This window comes from Bacillus sp. FSL W8-0645 (assembly GCF_038007905.1).
GTDB lineage: Bacteria > Bacillota > Bacilli > Bacillales > Bacillaceae > Bacillus > Bacillus pumilus.
The window spans coordinates 3,467,187-3,483,675 of the sequence record NZ_JBBOYC010000001.1 but is presented as its reverse complement, the minus strand read 5'-3'; the positions used below and the strand labels follow the sequence as shown (position 1 = coordinate 3,483,675).

The following is a 16,489-nucleotide window of genomic DNA, read 5'->3' as shown; positions in this document are numbered from 1 at the left end:
ACTAAAGAAGTAGTAAATAATCGAAGGAGGTCATATTATGACGAAAGCAACAGATTCTAAGTTTTATGCTTTATTATCGCTGTCACTTCTTGCGGTAACATTAGTAGCTTTAGTGATTGGTAATGGTTCTTTGATTGCAGCAAATCTGGGTGTTAGTACTGCAACTGCGGCAACAGTAGTGAATTTCTTAGATACTTGGTCCTCAGTAGCAACTGTCATTACAATCGTTGGTGTTTTCACTGGCGTAGGCACAATTAGTTCAGGTGTAGCTGCTGCTATCTTGGCTATTCTTAAAAAAGAAGGAAAAGCGAAAGCTGCTGCTTTTTAATCTAAAAAAAAATCATCTCAATCTTTATTGAGATGATTTTTTTTCAAAAGTGTATTGATATCAGATGAAACAACGTTCAATAGACAGGGACTTAAAAACTAATTTAACGTTTTATGCCCATCCGGCTTGTAATAAAACATTAATTAGGAGGAAATTTTATGATAAAAGCAAAAAATCTTGGCTCATTCTCACTATTGTTATTTGCAGATACAGTCGCATCTTTAGTCGTTGGAAATGGTTCAAAGATAGTAGCCAATCTAGGTGTTAGTACTGAGGCTGCTGCTGCTATTTTGTTTGTACTTAAAAAACAAGGAAAAGCCAAGGCTGCTGCTTTTTAAAATGACTTATGCATAAAACAAATAAACTATTTAAAATATATGATCAAAGTATAATGGGGTACCTTAATTATATTGGGATGATTCTTTTTTCTTTCATTGTGATGGTAGCGTTGATTTTCTATCGGGGTGAGATTCCCGGCACTTACCTAAACAGCTTTGTTTTTATTTCAATATACATTGTAGCTACAGCTAATATTAATCGTTGTGTATTACCGTATAGAAGACAGCAGCCAGGCGTGGTCTTTGTCTCTAAACAATTGTTGTTGAAACATTTATTCTTTACAATTAAAAAAGGATATTCAGTTCAATTACTTTTGGCTTGTTTCATTGCTTTAACCTTTTTGTTAGTAGAAAATCAATATTTCATTATGATACTAGCATTTATTGTCGTGATGCTTTCTTTTGCATCTCAATTATTGTCAGGTCTATTCAATATCATCAACAGAATACTCCTTTTGTTGCAATTTTGGTATATCATAACGTCCGTTTTTGAAGCAGTGATGATACTGCAAATAGTACAGTCTCTTCTTATTTACATTTACATAAGTAATTCTCATAGAATACCTTTGACAACTGGACTTTCCTTCCTAAAAAGTGCGAATAAGCAATATAGGTCTGGAAATATTCTGTATTTATTTTTGTCATATATCACTAGTAATAAAATATTGATCATTTTAATAGGTGCCTTAGTATCAATGCTTACTTATTTCGTCCAATCCTTTTTAACGAAAATAGAAAATTTGCCTGCGCTCATTTTAGTCTATATTAACTTTATTACGATCTTAGAAATCTTAATAGGGTCGAAAAAGGAAGAGATTGTGCTTGATAGGGCAAGAATCGAGACGTTGCAATCCTCTTTGATTGTTAGTCCGTACGAGAGATTTAAATCCAGTACGATATATTTACTATGTCTTGTACTGATTTTTGTCAGTGTGTGTGGAATAGTCGGAGTAATGATCAACACGTCCGATATCTCAATCATTCTTAAAAATACGTTATCGTTGCCTTTAATCATCTTTATTGGGGTCGTATATTTCAGAAAAACAGAGCTATTAATCAACGATTATGAACATAAGTTATTGAAGCTGTCCTTGCCTATTTTATTACTCATATGCATTACTATTTTCACGATTACTTCATGAAAAGAGGAGGAAAATGATACATAAAAGATTGAAGTATTTTCTGTGGTACTACTCTATTTACTGTATATTGCTGATAGGTACAGGGATTTATCTAGGGAATATAGTCAACAAAGATTTATTTGAAGCCGCACCACCAACTTCGGGCCAGGAATTTATGTCTGTAGTCCTGACACATAACTTAACGAACTTTGCGATGTATTTACTGGGTTTCTTGTTGTCGCCGTTATTTCAAATAATGGATTTTGGAGGTTCGTCCTTCGTCATTACGATGGGTTTTAGAACGCTAGGAGCACAAGAAGCTTTAGGTAAACTAATTCCTCATGGGCTATTAGAATTTCCAAATATGTTGTTTTATCAAGGAATCAGCCAGTATGTGCTTTTCACACTAATTTATACGAAATCAATTAAAGCTGCTTTAGGTGTCATGAAAAAAATGATTCCTTATTATCTACTATCGTTAGTCATCCTAATAATAGCTGCTTTTATTGAAGGGTATGATTCTTTATTATTTTCTATCATGATCAATCATAGATGGTTTTATTGAAGACTCTATACGACAGAGAAGGGGATTCAAGTGGGATTAGAATTTGTAGAATGTACGAAGAAGTTCAAAAACAATACCATACTAGATAAAGTGAATTTTTCAATTCCAACAGGTCTCTTTCATTTAGTGGGGAGAAATGGTGCAGGTAAAAGCACTCTCCTTAAAATGATAGCTGGTTTAGATAAGAGATACTCTGGAAATATTGAGGCAAACAAAGAATCGACTCTTTATTTAAATGTGGATCCTATTGGTATTCACCCATTTACAATTAGAGAAAACCTAGAGATTCTGTGGAATACGTTTAAAATTGTGCCGACTGAAGAACAAATGGGGAAAGTGAATGAATTTTTCGATGGTAACCTAGATGGTTCGTATAGCAGAGCATCTACGGGTATGAAAGCGAAGGTAGGATTATCTTTATTATTCGTAAAAGATTGGGAAACCATTCTAATTGATGAAACCATGTCATCTCTAGATTCAGAAAGTATAGAGATGCTATCTGAGAGGCTAGTGAATCTCTCTATTAAAAAAATTTCAACCATCATATATGTTTCCCATAGCATGGTAAATAAACGCTTAAACGATCATTCAAGCATTGTGAGTATAGGGGATGGGAGGCTATTATGGAACAACGTCCAAGAATAACATCATTGATATCATTGGTCATTTTTATTATGGCCAATTATTATTTCGTTACTTTTGCTATTGACTTGAATGGCTACATTTCGCAACTAGATGATTTAAGAGCTTTGTTAGAGGATATGTCCTATGAAACGATGCTGAATCTCATTGTTGTCATTACAACAATTCTAACCACCATCAGCCTATTAGTTCAGTATCTCATCGCAAAATTCCTATTAATCATCTTTGCTCCAGAGGTTAAGGGTCATTTGTTTTATGCTCTAATTCCTAAGATTATCATTATGTTTATTAATGTAATATGTATGGGGATCTTGCAAATACAAAGCTTATGGCTGTACCTCTTCACGGCACTCATAGGAGCAGTGTTGATCTTGTTCTTTTTTCAATACAAAAAAGCGAACTGGAAAGCTTCGATTCTCTTTGCGGCACCATTTATTATAGATGCTTTCATTTCCTTAGGAAAAGAAATAGTCGCTGTACTGTAATGAATAATAAATAGAGCATGAACTCTTGCGAAAAAGAAGTAACGGTATTCGCATAAAAGTGAATTCAAGGTTACTTGAGAAAAAAGGTGTTATACAATTTTTTCATTATAGGTACACGTCAACTGAACCCGTTGGTGTGTACCTTTTTATACGCTTTATAAAAAATGGACAATCACTTCGTTCGAATGATAGCCAAAATTTATTCATTCACCATTGCTGCTTCTGATTGTTCCCATTTTTTCGTTTGGAATGAATAAAACGGTTTACAAAATGCAGGCCGGACACAAAAGCTAGACCCATTTCACCTAAATGATGAACCATTAGTTGCTCCCCTTGAGAAAAAATCAAAAATTAACATGATTAAAGGTGGCATAAACTCCCCTAATTTGTTTATAATGAGAGGTATGGTTTGTCGTAAAAATAAGGGATAAACACTTATTATTTCACTGATAAATGGATACATACATGTAATAGAAAGGGAGTGTCTGACCTTGAGTTTGAAAGAATACTCACAGGAGCAGCTCAAGCACATGTCTTTAGTTGAACTTGCTTATGAAATTTTCAGAGACAGCAAAACACCGATTACGTTTTCCGAGTTAATAGATGAAATGGTCCGTTTACAAGGAATACAAAAATCTGATCTTGATGATCGCCTTGCTCAATTTTATACAGACTTAAATATAGATGGCCGCTTTATTTCGTTAGGTGATCAGAGATGGGGACTTCGCAGCTGGTATCCAGTTGATCAAATCGAAGAAGAAGTTCAGCCAGCTGTGAAAACAAAAGCGAAAAAGAAAAAAACAAAAGCAGCTGTCGTTGAAGAAGACTTCGGTGAAATTGAAGAGGAAGAGGAAATCGAAGAGCTTGAAGAAGAACTTGATCTTGTTGAAGACGACGATGATCTCGACCTAGACGATGATGAGGAAATCGAGGAAGATATAGAAGACTTCGACGAAGACGATGACGAAGATGATGATGGTTTAACAGAAATTGACGAAGACGATTTAGACGATAATAAGGAAGAGAAATAACCCTCACAAACCGGTCCTCAAAACAGGATAAAACCGTCTTGACTTTCGAGAGCGAACTATGTAGTATGTATTTTGGGCTCTCTAAAAAGAGTACGTAAAGATACGTTCATTTACGCTCCCTTTCATTTATTTGAAAGGGAGCTTTCTTATTTTTCAAGAGATTTAGGGATACACTCTAAAAAGGATGAAGCTGTGCATGTCTAGTCATGCAAGGGTAAAAAAGAGAGGAGCATACGAAATGACAAAGTATATTTTTGTAACAGGAGGAGTTGTTTCCTCACTTGGAAAAGGGATCACGGCTGCCTCGTTAGGCCGCCTTCTGAAAAATAGAGGGATGGATGTCACCATTCAAAAATTCGATCCATATATCAACGTAGACCCAGGGACGATGAGTCCATATCAGCACGGTGAGGTCTTCGTCACAGATGACGGTGCTGAAACAGACCTTGACTTAGGTCACTATGAGCGCTTCATTGATATTAACTTAAATAAGTACAGCAACGTTACAACTGGTAAAATCTACTCTACTGTTCTGAAGAAAGAGCGTCGCGGCGACTATCTAGGCGGAACTGTACAGGTTATTCCCCATATTACAAATGAAATCAAAGACCGCGTGTACCGTGCCGGAAAAGAAACAGGTGCAGATGTGGTCATTACAGAAATCGGAGGAACAGTAGGAGACATCGAATCCCTTCCTTTCCTTGAAGCGATTCGTCAAATGAAGAGTGACATTGGCCGTGAAAACGTGATGTACATTCATTGTACGCTTGTTCCTTACATCCGAGCAGCAGGTGAACTGAAAACAAAACCAACACAGCATAGTGTAAAAGAACTTCGCAGCCTTGGTATTCAGCCAAACGTTATTGTGGTTAGAACTGAAATGCCAATGACCCAAGACATGAAGGACAAAATTGCGTTATTCTGTGATATTGATACAAAAGCTGTTATCGAATGTCAGGATGCAGACACGCTGTACTCTATTCCGCTTGATTTACAAAAACAAGGACTAGACAAGCTTGTATGTGAACATATGAAACTTGACTGTCAAGATGCAGACATGACGGAGTGGACAGCGCTAGTCGATAAAGTGCAAAACCTCTCAAAACAAGTCACAATTGGTCTAGTAGGAAAATATGTTGAACTGCAAGATGCCTACATTTCTGTCGTTGAATCACTTCGCCATGCTGGTTATGCATTTGATTCAGACGTTCAAATCAAATGGATCAATGCAGAAGAAGTGACAGAAGAAAATATGGCTGATTTCGCGCAAGATGTCGACGGCATCATCGTTCCTGGAGGCTTCGGAGACCGCGGAGTGGAAGGGAAAATCATTGCTACACAATATGCCCGTGAAAACAAAGTGCCTTTCTTTGGAATTTGCTTAGGAATGCAAGTTGCGTCAATCGAATATGCACGAAACGTACTAGGCCTTGAGGGAGCTCATTCAGCGGAAATTGATCCTGAAACAGCATTCCCAATCATTGACCTTCTTCCAGAACAGAAGGATGTAGATGATCTAGGTGGAACACTTCGTCTTGGTCTGTATCCATGTAAATTAGATGAAGACTCCAAAGCATTTGCTGCATACAATGATGAAGTGGTCTACGAACGCCACCGCCATCGCTATGAGTTTAATAATGAATTCAGACAGCAAATGGAATCTGCAGGATTTGTCTTCTCTGGTACAAGCCCAGACGGACGTCTTGTTGAAATTATCGAGCTGAAGGATCATCCTTGGTTCCTTGCTTCTCAGTTCCATCCAGAATTCGTCTCAAGACCGACAAGACCTCAGCCATTATTTAGAGATTTCGTTGGTGCTTCACTGCAAGCATCTGAATCAAAATAAAACAAAAAAGACTGCCGAGAATATCATCTTCTCGGCAGTTTTTTATTCATATTCTTCAACGATTTCTTTCACAGTAAACGATAGAGCGTGGTAGACGTATAAGCATGTCATTAAAGCAGGATAACCGAACCTTGTTCCGTCATCAGCAGGCACAAGCGGTTTCTTGAGCTGAAAATCAATATGGACATCACAATGCTCTTCAATCATGGACGACTCCTTTTGTGCCGGCCCGACACCGACAACCGGCGTCCCTTGCGCGTGAAGCTCTTTTACAAGAGATTGAATCTCTTCGTCTTCTGGGTCTGAATAAAATAGCAGCACTCTATCGCTTGGATGAAGCAAGCTGCGCTCCGTTTGATCAAGCGGCAGCACTTTCGCACCTGGAAATGGCTCCTTGCTTTCAGTTGCCTCTAGGGCTACAGCAGCCAGTTCATTCTTCCCGTGAAAATAAACAGCATGTCCACTGACAACGGCTTGTGTAAGAAGGCGTGCACCATCCTCGATCGCTTCAGCCTGCTTTTCTCCAATACGTGAAAAAATACCTGATAACTGGGTCGTGAAAATTTTTAACAAGACTGATTTCCTCCTTCGGTCAGATCATTTTATAATAGAATATAAAGAGAATATTAGGAAAAATGCTCAGAAAATGTCGTAAAGTAAACTATTATAAATAAAGGAAATGTGAAAATCAAACAGAATTATTTAACAACAGCTCTTTTTATGGCGAAAAATGAAAGCAATGGGGTGTAACAGATGAATGAGAAAATTTTAATTGTCGATGATCAATATGGTATTAGAATATTATTGAATGAAGTGTTTCATAAAGAAGGTTATCAAACCTTCCAAGCAGCCAATGGACTTCAGGCGTTAGATATTGTGAAAAATCATAGACCAAACCTTGTGCTGCTTGATATGAAGATTCCCGGAATGGATGGAATTGAAATTTTAAAACGCATGAAATTAATTGATGAAGACATCCGCGTCATCATTATGACAGCCTATGGCGAATTAGACATGATCCAAGAATCCAAAGAACTCGGTGCTTTGACGCACTTTGCAAAACCTTTTGATATTGATGAGATCAGAGATGCTGTCAAAGAATACTTGCCGCTCGAAACAAATGGGTAGTTGGAAATGATTGAATCGAGTCATTCTGTTGCCGATTTGTCGAATAATTGGTATCCTAGATAAGAAGAAGAAAGCGATCTGACTTTGAAAGTTTACATATGGCGAGAAATTCTGGTCATGCTAGGGTGGAGAGCTTTTTTTAGTAAGCAAATTAGCTACATAGGGAGGATTTTTCATCATGCCTTTAGTTTCAATGACAGAAATGTTGAAAGACGCAAAGGAAAAAGGTTACGCTGTTGGACAGTTTAACTTAAATAATTTAGAATTCACGCAAGCGATTTTACAAGCTGCTGAAGAAGAGAAATCTCCAGTTATCTTAGGAGTATCTGAAGGAGCAGGACGCTACATGGGCGGCTTCAAAACAGTTGTCGCAATGGTTAAAGCGTTAATCGAAGAATATAATGTAACAGTTCCTGTTGCAATTCATTTAGATCACGGTTCAAGCTTTGAATCTTGTGCAAAAGCGATCCATGCAGGATTTACTTCTGTCATGATCGACGCTTCTCACCATCCATTCGATGAGAACGTAGCAACAACTGCGAAAGTAGTTGAGCTTGCACATTTCCACGGTGTATCTGTAGAAGCTGAGCTTGGAACTGTTGGCGGACAAGAAGACGACGTCATCGCTGAGGGCGTTATTTATGCTGATCCAAAAGAGTGCCAAGAGCTTGTAGAACGCACTGGTATTGACTGCCTTGCACCTGCATTAGGTTCAGTACATGGTCCATACAAAGGTGAACCAAACCTTGGCTTCACTGAAATGGAAGAAATTGGTAAAATGACAGGTCTTCCACTTGTTCTTCATGGCGGAACAGGTATCCCAACAGCTGACATCAAGCGCTCAATTTCACTTGGTACAGCAAAAATCAATGTAAACACTGAAAACCAAATTGCTTCTGCGAAAGCAGTACGCGAAACACTTGCTGCAAAAACAGAAGAGTATGATCCACGTAAATATCTTGGACCAGCTCGTGACGCAATTAAAGCGACTGTTATCGGCAAAATGCGTGAATTTGGTTCTTCTAACCAAGCATAATTTGATGAGAACCGAAAGCCGCCTGAGTCACAGGCGGTTTTCTCCATATCTTGAGAAAGCGCAATCAAAATTTACATTTCAGACAATTTATTGATAGGAGAGTGGCACGGTTATGTTATTTTTCGTAGATACAGCGAATATCGCAGACATCAAAGAGGCGCACGAGCTTGGCATTTTAGCAGGCGTCACAACAAACCCTAGTTTAGTAGCGAAAGAAAAGGACGTATCATTCCACGACCGTCTTCGCGAAATCACTGACGTGGTATCAGGTTCTGTCAGTGCGGAAGTCATTTCCCTCAAAGCAGAAGAAATGATTGAAGAAGGAAAAGAGCTTGCTGCCATTGCACCAAATATCACGGTTAAAATCCCAATGACAACAGATGGTCTTAAAGCTGTCAAAGCGTTAACAGACCTTGGAATTAAAACAAACGTCACTTTGATTTTTAGTGCAAACCAGGCACTTCTTGCAGCTAGAGCTGGTGCGACGTATGTCTCTCCATTCCTCGGCCGCTTAGATGACATTGGCCAAAATGGTCTCGATCTCATCAGTGAAGTGAAAACCATTTTTGATGTTCATGGCTTAGATACACAAATCATTGCTGCATCCATTCGTCATCCGCAGCACGTGACAGAAGCTGCACTTAGAGGTGCTCATATCGGCACAATGCCGCTGAAAGTCATCAAGCAGCTGACGAAACACCCATTAACGGATGCGGGCATTGAGCAATTTTTAGCTGACTGGAATAAATAAGTGATTGTGGCAGGCGGGATTGTCTCCTGCTTGCCGCAGTTTTCCTTAAAAACGCTAAGAAATGTTTTGTGCAAAGAAGAGAACATCACAGCCTCGCAAAGCTTCGATTATTTTTCTTCCGACAAATTTCGTTTAACCTGTATTCTTTCTCTTGATATTGGCTAAATTTTGGACAAGACCTTTTAAAGCGCGACATCCACAAACAGTATAACTCCAACAGTGATCTTCTTTAAGAAGGGAGACAAATATGGAAAAGTTAAACATTGCCGGCGGTGACCCCTTGCGCGGGACCGTACACATTAGTGGTGCGAAAAATAGTGCAGTGGCACTGATTCCTGCCACGATTCTCGCTGATTCTCCAGTAACGATTGAGGGCCTTCCGCATATTTCAGATATTGACACATTACGAGATCTGTTAGAAGAGATTGGCGGAAAGGTCACATTTGAAAAAGGTGAAATGGTCGTCAATCCTGCTTCCATGATCAGTATGCCGCTTCCTAATGGGAAAGTGAAGAAACTGCGTGCGTCTTATTATTTAATGGGCGCTATGCTGGGAAGATTCAAGCAGGCTGTCATTGGGCTGCCAGGAGGGTGCCACTTAGGACCTAGGCCGATCGATCAGCATATTAAAGGCTTTGAAGCACTCGGAGCCGAGGTGACAAACGAGCAGGGTGCCATTTATTTGCGCGCTGAAAAATTAGTCGGAGCCCGTATTTACCTTGATGTGGTCAGTGTAGGTGCGACCATCAATATCATGCTGGCAGCCGTACTGGCTGAAGGGAAAACGGTGATTGAAAATGCCGCAAAAGAACCCGAAATTATTGATGTAGCTACACTGCTTGCAAGCATGGGAGCCAAAATCAAAGGTGCGGGTACTGATGTGATTCGAATCGAAGGTGTAGAATTTCTTCATGGCTGTAAGCATTCCATCATCCCTGACCGTATAGAAGCAGGCACATTTTTAATTGCTGGTGCTGCGATGGGAGATGAAGTTGTACTTGATAATGTGATCCCAACTCATTTAGAATCAATTACGGCGAAACTTAGAGAGATGGGGTTCACCATTGAAACAAGCAACGATCAGATGCTGATCGTTGGCAGAAACGAAGGACTCAAGCCTGTCGATATTAAAACCCTTGTGTATCCGGGCTTTCCGACGGACCTTCAGCAGCCGATGACGGCGCTGTTAACAAAGGCGAAAGGCACGAGTGTGGTCACAGATACGATCTACTCAGCCCGCTTTAAGCACATTGACGAATTACGCCGAATGGGGGCAAACATGAAGGTCGAAGGAAGATCTGCCATTATCACTGGACAAACGCAGCTTCAAGGAGCAAAGGTGAAAGCAAGTGACCTGCGTGCAGGTGCTTGTCTCGTCGTTGCAGGGCTAATGGCAGACGGTGTGACCGAAATCACAGGGCTTGAACATATAGACAGAGGATATAGTTTGCTTGAGAAGAAGCTTGAAGGCTTGGGTGCAACCATCTGGCGTGAAAAGCTGAGTGACCAAGAAATAGAAGAACTTCAAAATTCATAAGGCTTTGACTGTGAGAGGAGATTTGGACAAAAATGGAAAGAAGTTTATCGATGGAACTAGTACGGGTGACAGAAGCAGCCGCATTAAAATCTGCTCGTTGGATGGGAAGAGGATTAAAAGACGAAGCGGATGATGCTGCAACAAGTGCAATGCGTGATGTATTTGATACCATTCCGATGAAAGGAACAGTGGTCATTGGCGAGGGGGAAATGGACGAAGCACCAATGCTTTATATTGGGGAAAAGCTTGGGAACGGATACGGACCTCGCGTGGATGTAGCTGTTGATCCATTAGAAGGAACAAATATTGTGGCAAGTGGCGGCTGGAATGCCTTAGCTGTTATTGCAGTTGCAGATCATGGCAACTTGCTGAATGCACCTGATATGTACATGGATAAGATCGCAGTAGGTCCAGAAGCGGTAGGTTGCATCGACATTGAAGCGCCTGTCATTGACAATCTTCGCGCTGTAGCAAAAGCAAAAAACAAAGATATTGAAGATGTGGTTGCAACGATTTTAAACAGAGATCGACATGAGAAAATCATTGCTGAACTGAGAGAAGCAGGAGCAAGAATCAAACTGATCGATGATGGTGACGTTGCAGGAGCCATTAATACAGCATTTGATCATACAGGTGTTGATATTCTATTTGGTTCAGGCGGAGCGCCAGAAGGTGTCCTTTCTGCTGTTGCGTTAAAGGCACTTGGTGGTGAAATCCACGGAAAGCTTCTTCCTCAAAGTGAAGAAGAACTGAGACGCTGTGTGAAAATGGGGCTGGATGTTGGCAAAGTCCTAAGAATGGAAGACCTCGTGAAAGGCGACGACGCCATTTTTGCAGCGACTGGTGTAACAGACGGTGAGCTATTAAAAGGTGTTCAATTCAAAGGCTCTGTTGGAACAACACATAGTGTTGTTATGCGTGCGAAATCAGGTACAGTTCGTTTCGTAGACGGCAGACATAGCTTAAAGAAAAAACCGAATCTTGTCATTCGTCCGTAATCTGAAAGCGGGTATTCATTACCCGCTTTTCATATAGGTGTCAAATGTATATCATTTTCTTTTTAAAGTTGAATATTCTCTGCAAATGAGGTAAAACTAAAGAGTGCTGCGAAATTTTCTGCGAATTTACTTCTTTTAAGCTTCAACAAGTTTAAATACTGCCGCATCATGACGATATACTCATTATCCTTCTCTATGTTGACAAAGCTCGAGTTCACATTGTTCCTATCTTTACGATAAAACGAGTGGGAGCGTTACCATGAGAGCGAGGTCATTCCAACAAAAACGGAATTAAAAGCTAATCAAATACAATGGTCATGCATTTGTAATGAAATACATTGACTAGAAAAGTGTGGTGTCCATATTGAAAGATGTTTCGATTTCATCTTTGGAAAATATGAAATTAAAAGAGCTGTATGAGTTAGCAAAAAAGTACAAAATCTCTTATTACAGCAAACTAACAAAAAAAGAATTAATTTTTGCCATCTTAAAGGCGAACGCTGAGCAAGAGGATCTCTTATTTATGGAAGGGGTTCTTGAAATTATTCAGTCTGAGGGTTTTGGTTTCTTAAGACCAATTAACTACTCCCCAAGTTCTGAAGACATTTATATTTCAGCTTCACAAATCAGACGCTTTGATTTGCGAAACGGAGATAAGGTGTCTGGAAAGGTACGACCTCCAAAAGAGAATGAACGCTACTATGGCCTCCTTCATGTCGAAGCGGTAAATGGGGACGACCCAGAATCAGCTAAGGAACGTGTTCACTTTCCTGCACTCACGCCGCTATTCCCTGATCGTCAAATGATTCTTGAAACACAGCCTAATCACCTGTCTACTAGAATTATGGATATGATGGCGCCAGTTGGGTTTGGGCAGCGTGGTTTAATTGTTGCACCGCCTAAGGCTGGGAAAACCATTTTGCTCAAAGAAATTGCCAACAGCGTTTCTGAAAATCACCCAGAGTCAGAGCTGATTGTCCTTTTGATAGACGAACGCCCGGAGGAAGTAACAGATATCGAACGTTCTGTTGCAGGGGATGTTGTTAGTTCAACCTTTGACGAAGTACCGGAAAACCACATTAAAGTAGCAGAGCTTGTATTAGAGCGTGCGATGCGTCTTGTTGAACATAAGAAAGATGTCATCATCTTAATGGACAGCATCACAAGGCTTGCTCGTGCATACAACCTTGTCATCCCGCCAAGCGGCCGAACGCTTTCCGGCGGTATTGATCCAGCGGCTTTCCACCGTCCAAAACGCTTCTTTGGTGCTGCGCGTAACATTGAAGAAGGCGGAAGCTTGACGATTTTAGCCACTGCGCTTGTTGATACGGGATCACGTATGGATGATGTGATTTATGAGGAATTTAAGGGGACGGGGAACATGGAGCTTCATTTGGACCGCTCTCTTGCAGAAAGAAGAATTTTCCCAGCGATCGACATTCGTCGTTCTGGTACGAGAAAAGAAGAACTGCTTGTACCAAAAGAGCATCTTGATCGTTTATGGGCGATGAGAAAATCGATGTCAGATACACCTGACTTTGCTGAGAAATTCATGCGCAAAATGAGAAAAACAAAGACAAACCAAGAGTTTTTTGATATTTTAACGCAAGAATGGAAACAAGCGAACATGTCTGCATCAAGAAGATAGTTTGTTGAAAAAATACATTTGCAATCATAGACTCACACTGTTATAATTTCATCATGTGCGTTTCAGAATTTATTCTGAGATATTAACTCTGTTTCCGAATTGGATTCAGGGCGGAAGGAGATGACAGTAGATGAAAACAGGAATTCATCCTAACTACAAAAAAGCTACAGTCAAATGCGCTTGTGGAAATGAGTTTGAAACTGGATCAGTAAAAGAAGAGGTACGCATCGAGATTTGCTCTGAATGCCATCCTTTCTATACAGGCCGTCAAAAATTCGCTTCTGCTGATGGACGTGTTGACCGCTTTAACAAAAAATACGGTCTTAAGTAATAATAGATACAATAAACAGGCAGGAATCCGTTCTTGCCTGTTTTTTTACGTGGATTGATGGAACTTTAAAACGGGGGAGAAGACCTTATGTATGTGATGAAACAAAGCGGTTGGCTTGAAGTCATCTGCGGAAGTATGTTTTCTGGAAAGTCGGAAGAATTGATTCGGAGAGCCAAAAGGGCCACCTTTGCCAAACAAGAAGTAAAAATATTCAAACCAGCGATTGATAACCGGTATAGTACAAGCTCAGTTGTTTCACATAACGGTTCATCGGTCGATGGGATTGCAGTAGCCTCACCAAAAGACATAATAACGCACATATCAGAAAGAACCGATGTCATTGGCATAGATGAGGTGCAATTTTTTGATGAGACAATCATTGACATTGTCACTCAATTGGCTGATAAAGGTTACCGAGTCATTGTTGCAGGCCTTGATCAAGACTTCAGAGGAGAGCCATTTGGTGTTGTTCCGCATTTAATGGCATGTGCAGAGCTTGTAACAAAACTTCAAGCAGTTTGTTCGGTATGCGGCTCCCCAGCGAGTAGAACACAACGCTTGATCGACGGTAAACCCGCATCCTATGATGATCCCATTATTTTAGTAGGTGCGCAGGAATCATACGAAGCACGATGCAGACATCACCATGAAGTATCAAGACTTGACGTTGGTACAACACTTGACAATTAAAAAAATAGCAAATGCCGCTGTGTTTCGTTTTTCGAGATTTTGGCTGAACACCCATCATTTGTACTTAAATAAATTAAATAACGCTACGAAAAAATTATCTAATTTTCAACGCTTGCGTTTTAGTATAAGCAGGCATAAAATGACTAACTGTAGTGTAAAGCATTTTAACGAAAAGTTCGATTTCTTGTCATAATTTTTTTGATTAAGGATTATTCTCCTTAATCGTTCTTTAAATTAATAGTTCACTTTATTTATATTTTAGAAAGAGGGTAGTTCTTGATGAACAACGTGAAGAAAACAAAAGAAGGGTACCTCGAAACCACTTTGACAGGTAAAGATGTATTATCGATTCCAACGTTGAACAAAGGCGTTGCTTTCTCTGAAGAAGAAAGACAAGAGCTTGGACTAGAAGGCTTACTTCCTCCAACTGTTCTCACTTTAGAACAACAAGCGGAGAGAGCGTACAAGCAATTTCTAGCACAGCCAGATCGTCTTCGTCAAAACGTATACTTAAGTGATTTGCAAAACCGTAACGAAGTATTGTTCTATAAGCTTATATCAGACAAGCTTCGTGAAATGCTTCCTGTTGTGTACACACCAACTGTTGGAGAAGCGATTCAAGAATACAGCCATGAATACAGAAGACCTCATGGTGTCTATCTTTCAATCAACAACATTGACGGCATTGAGAAAGCATTTGAAAACTTACATGCCACAGCAGGAGATATCGACCTTATCGTAGCAACTGACTCTGAGAGCATTCTTGGAATTGGTGACTGGGGTGTCGGTGGTATCAACATCGCAATTGGTAAATTAGCTGTTTACACGGCTGCTGCAGGTATTGATCCAAGCCGCGTGATTCCAGTCGTATTAGATGTTGGAACAAACAATGAAAAATTATTGAATGATCCATTATACATCGGAAACCATCACAAACGTGTACAAGGTGAAAAATACGATGAATTCATTGATGCATATGTAAAAGCAGCGCTTAAATTCTTCCCGAAAGCATTACTTCACTGGGAAGACCTTGGAAACAAAAACGCGCGTAACATCATGAAAAAATACAATGATAACATCCTAACGTTCAATGATGATATTCAAGGTACTGGTGCCATTACTTTAGCGGGTGTACTTGCAGCTGTCAAGAAAACTGGTACACAATTGAAAGATCACCGTATTGTGATTTTCGGAGCAGGATCAGCTGGTATCGGAATCGCAGATCAAGTGCGTGACACAATGGTACTTGAAGGTCTGACTGAAGAAGAAGCAAACAATGCATTCTGGACATTAGACTACAGAGGGTTGTTAACAGATCAATTTGAAGATGAAGTGCTTGATTTCCAAAAACCATACCTTCGTTCTTCTGATGAAGTAGAAGGCTGGGCTCGTGATGAAAAAGGGCAAATCTCATTTGCTGAAACTGTTCGCAGGGTGAAGCCAACGATTCTAATTGGTACATCAGGTCAAGGCGGCGCATTCACTGAAGAAATCATTAAAGAAATGGCAGCTCATACAGAGCGTCCAGTGATCATGCCAATGTCTAACCCAACACCACTTGCTGAGGCAGTGCCAGAGGATCTGTTTAAATGGACAGACGGCCGTGTACTGATTGCAACAGGAAGCCCGTTCGAAAACGTTGAGTATAACGGAATTGAACATGAAATTGGACAATCAAACAATGCGTTCGTTTTCCCTGGACTTGGTCTTGGCTCAATCGTAACGGAATCTAAAATCATCACAAAAGGCATGTTCGTTGCTTCTGCGGATGCGATTGCTGAAATGGTTGATCATGATAAACCAGGTGCTGGTCTTCTTCCAAGCATTGATAAATTGCAAGAAGTTTCGATCAAAGTGGCCATTGAAGTGGCAAAAGCAGCAATTAAAGATGGTGTCGCAAGAAGAACGCCTGACGACATCGAACAAGCTGTGAAAGATGCAATGTGGATTCCTGAATATAAAAAAATTGTAAGAGCATAATAAATTGTGTAACGCGGCATTGTTTAGGGTAATT

18 protein-coding genes are annotated in these 16,489 nt (G+C 40.0%); 17 read left to right on the top strand and 1 reads right to left on the bottom strand.

Annotation, left to right across the window (positions count from 1 at the left end; all coding sequences use genetic code 11):
- Nucleotides 1-37: 37 nt before the first annotated feature.
- The 8 genes from NST39_RS18080 (at nucleotide 38) to pyrG (ending at nucleotide 6,356) form a co-directional block, all read left to right on the top strand.
- Nucleotides 38-328 (top strand): uberolysin/carnocyclin family circular bacteriocin, encoded by a 291-nt coding sequence (locus tag NST39_RS18080; RefSeq protein ID WP_003214902.1) that lies wholly within the window; start codon nucleotides 38-40, stop codon nucleotides 326-328.
- 158 nt (nucleotides 329-486) lie between these two features.
- Nucleotides 487-666 carry a hypothetical protein gene (locus tag NST39_RS18075; RefSeq protein WP_126741250.1) on the top strand — a complete coding sequence of 60 codons (180 nt, stop codon included), beginning with the start codon at nucleotides 487-489 and terminating at the stop codon, nucleotides 664-666.
- A 695-nt stretch (nucleotides 667-1,361) separates the two neighbouring features.
- Nucleotides 1,362-1,808: a hypothetical protein gene (locus tag NST39_RS18070; protein ID WP_238153554.1), complete on the top strand. Its 447-nt coding sequence runs from the start codon at nucleotides 1,362-1,364 to the stop codon at nucleotides 1,806-1,808.
- A gap of 13 nt (nucleotides 1,809-1,821) precedes the next feature.
- Nucleotides 1,822-2,352 carry a stage II sporulation protein M gene (locus NST39_RS18065; RefSeq protein WP_065097851.1) on the top strand — a complete coding sequence of 177 codons (531 nt, stop codon included), beginning with the start codon at nucleotides 1,822-1,824 and terminating at the stop codon, nucleotides 2,350-2,352.
- A 30-nt stretch (nucleotides 2,353-2,382) separates the two neighbouring features.
- Nucleotides 2,383-2,997 (top strand): ATP-binding cassette domain-containing protein, encoded by a 615-nt coding sequence (locus tag NST39_RS18060; RefSeq protein ID WP_106066997.1) that lies wholly within the window; start codon nucleotides 2,383-2,385, stop codon nucleotides 2,995-2,997.
- Nucleotides 2,976-3,479, top strand: coding sequence for a hypothetical protein (locus NST39_RS18055; RefSeq protein WP_106066998.1), 504 nt, complete (start codon nucleotides 2,976-2,978; stop codon nucleotides 3,477-3,479). The genes NST39_RS18060 and NST39_RS18055 overlap by 22 nt, the downstream gene beginning before the upstream one ends.
- A gap of 491 nt (nucleotides 3,480-3,970) precedes the next feature.
- Complete coding sequence (gene rpoE / locus NST39_RS18050) at nucleotides 3,971-4,510, top strand: DNA-directed RNA polymerase subunit delta (RefSeq protein ID WP_341029645.1); 540 nt, start codon at nucleotides 3,971-3,973, stop codon at nucleotides 4,508-4,510.
- A 238-nt stretch (nucleotides 4,511-4,748) separates the two neighbouring features.
- The gene (gene pyrG / locus NST39_RS18045; RefSeq protein WP_341029643.1) at nucleotides 4,749-6,356 is read left to right on the top strand and encodes a glutamine hydrolyzing CTP synthase; all 1,608 of its coding nucleotides are present in this window, start codon (nucleotides 4,749-4,751) and stop codon (nucleotides 6,354-6,356) included.
- A gap of 42 nt (nucleotides 6,357-6,398) precedes the next feature.
- Here pyrG and NST39_RS18040 read toward each other — a convergent pair whose 3' ends face one another.
- The gene (locus tag NST39_RS18040; protein WP_341029641.1) at nucleotides 6,399-6,929 is read right to left on the bottom strand and encodes a DUF2529 domain-containing protein; all 531 of its coding nucleotides are present in this window, start codon (nucleotides 6,927-6,929) and stop codon (nucleotides 6,399-6,401) included.
- A 180-nt stretch (nucleotides 6,930-7,109) separates the two neighbouring features.
- On the opposite strand from NST39_RS18040, the gene NST39_RS18035 reads away from it, so the two are divergent.
- The 9 genes from NST39_RS18035 to malS all read left to right on the top strand — a co-directional run bounded on the left by NST39_RS18035 (nucleotide 7,110) and on the right by malS (nucleotide 16,455).
- Nucleotides 7,110-7,484 (top strand): response regulator, encoded by a 375-nt coding sequence (locus NST39_RS18035; RefSeq protein ID WP_003214681.1) that lies wholly within the window; start codon nucleotides 7,110-7,112, stop codon nucleotides 7,482-7,484.
- Between the two features lie 178 nt (nucleotides 7,485-7,662).
- Nucleotides 7,663-8,520: a class II fructose-bisphosphate aldolase gene (locus tag NST39_RS18030; protein WP_003214879.1), complete on the top strand. Its 858-nt coding sequence runs from the start codon at nucleotides 7,663-7,665 to the stop codon at nucleotides 8,518-8,520.
- A gap of 112 nt (nucleotides 8,521-8,632) precedes the next feature.
- On the top strand, nucleotides 8,633-9,271 hold the full coding sequence (fsa, locus tag NST39_RS18025) for a fructose-6-phosphate aldolase (RefSeq protein WP_003215343.1): 639 nt from the start codon (nucleotides 8,633-8,635) through the stop codon (nucleotides 9,269-9,271).
- A gap of 247 nt (nucleotides 9,272-9,518) precedes the next feature.
- On the top strand, nucleotides 9,519-10,808 hold the full coding sequence (locus NST39_RS18020) for a UDP-N-acetylglucosamine 1-carboxyvinyltransferase (protein WP_341029639.1): 1,290 nt from the start codon (nucleotides 9,519-9,521) through the stop codon (nucleotides 10,806-10,808).
- 32 nt (nucleotides 10,809-10,840) lie between these two features.
- On the top strand, nucleotides 10,841-11,806 hold the full coding sequence (glpX, locus tag NST39_RS18015) for a class II fructose-bisphosphatase (RefSeq protein ID WP_065097854.1): 966 nt from the start codon (nucleotides 10,841-10,843) through the stop codon (nucleotides 11,804-11,806).
- 364 nt (nucleotides 11,807-12,170) lie between these two features.
- A complete protein-coding gene (gene rho / locus NST39_RS18010; protein ID WP_044140164.1) occupies nucleotides 12,171-13,454 on the top strand; it encodes a transcription termination factor Rho in 1,284 nt (427 codons plus the stop codon).
- A 130-nt stretch (nucleotides 13,455-13,584) separates the two neighbouring features.
- On the top strand, nucleotides 13,585-13,785 hold the full coding sequence (gene rpmE, locus NST39_RS18005; RefSeq protein ID WP_003215407.1) for a 50S ribosomal protein L31: 201 nt from the start codon (nucleotides 13,585-13,587) through the stop codon (nucleotides 13,783-13,785).
- 87 nt (nucleotides 13,786-13,872) lie between these two features.
- Nucleotides 13,873-14,475 (top strand): thymidine kinase, encoded by a 603-nt coding sequence (locus NST39_RS18000; protein ID WP_044140163.1) that lies wholly within the window; start codon nucleotides 13,873-13,875, stop codon nucleotides 14,473-14,475.
- Between the two features lie 279 nt (nucleotides 14,476-14,754).
- A complete protein-coding gene (gene malS, locus NST39_RS17995) occupies nucleotides 14,755-16,455 on the top strand; it encodes an oxaloacetate-decarboxylating malate dehydrogenase (RefSeq protein WP_065097855.1) in 1,701 nt (566 codons plus the stop codon).
- Nucleotides 16,456-16,489: the final 34 nt, after the last annotated feature.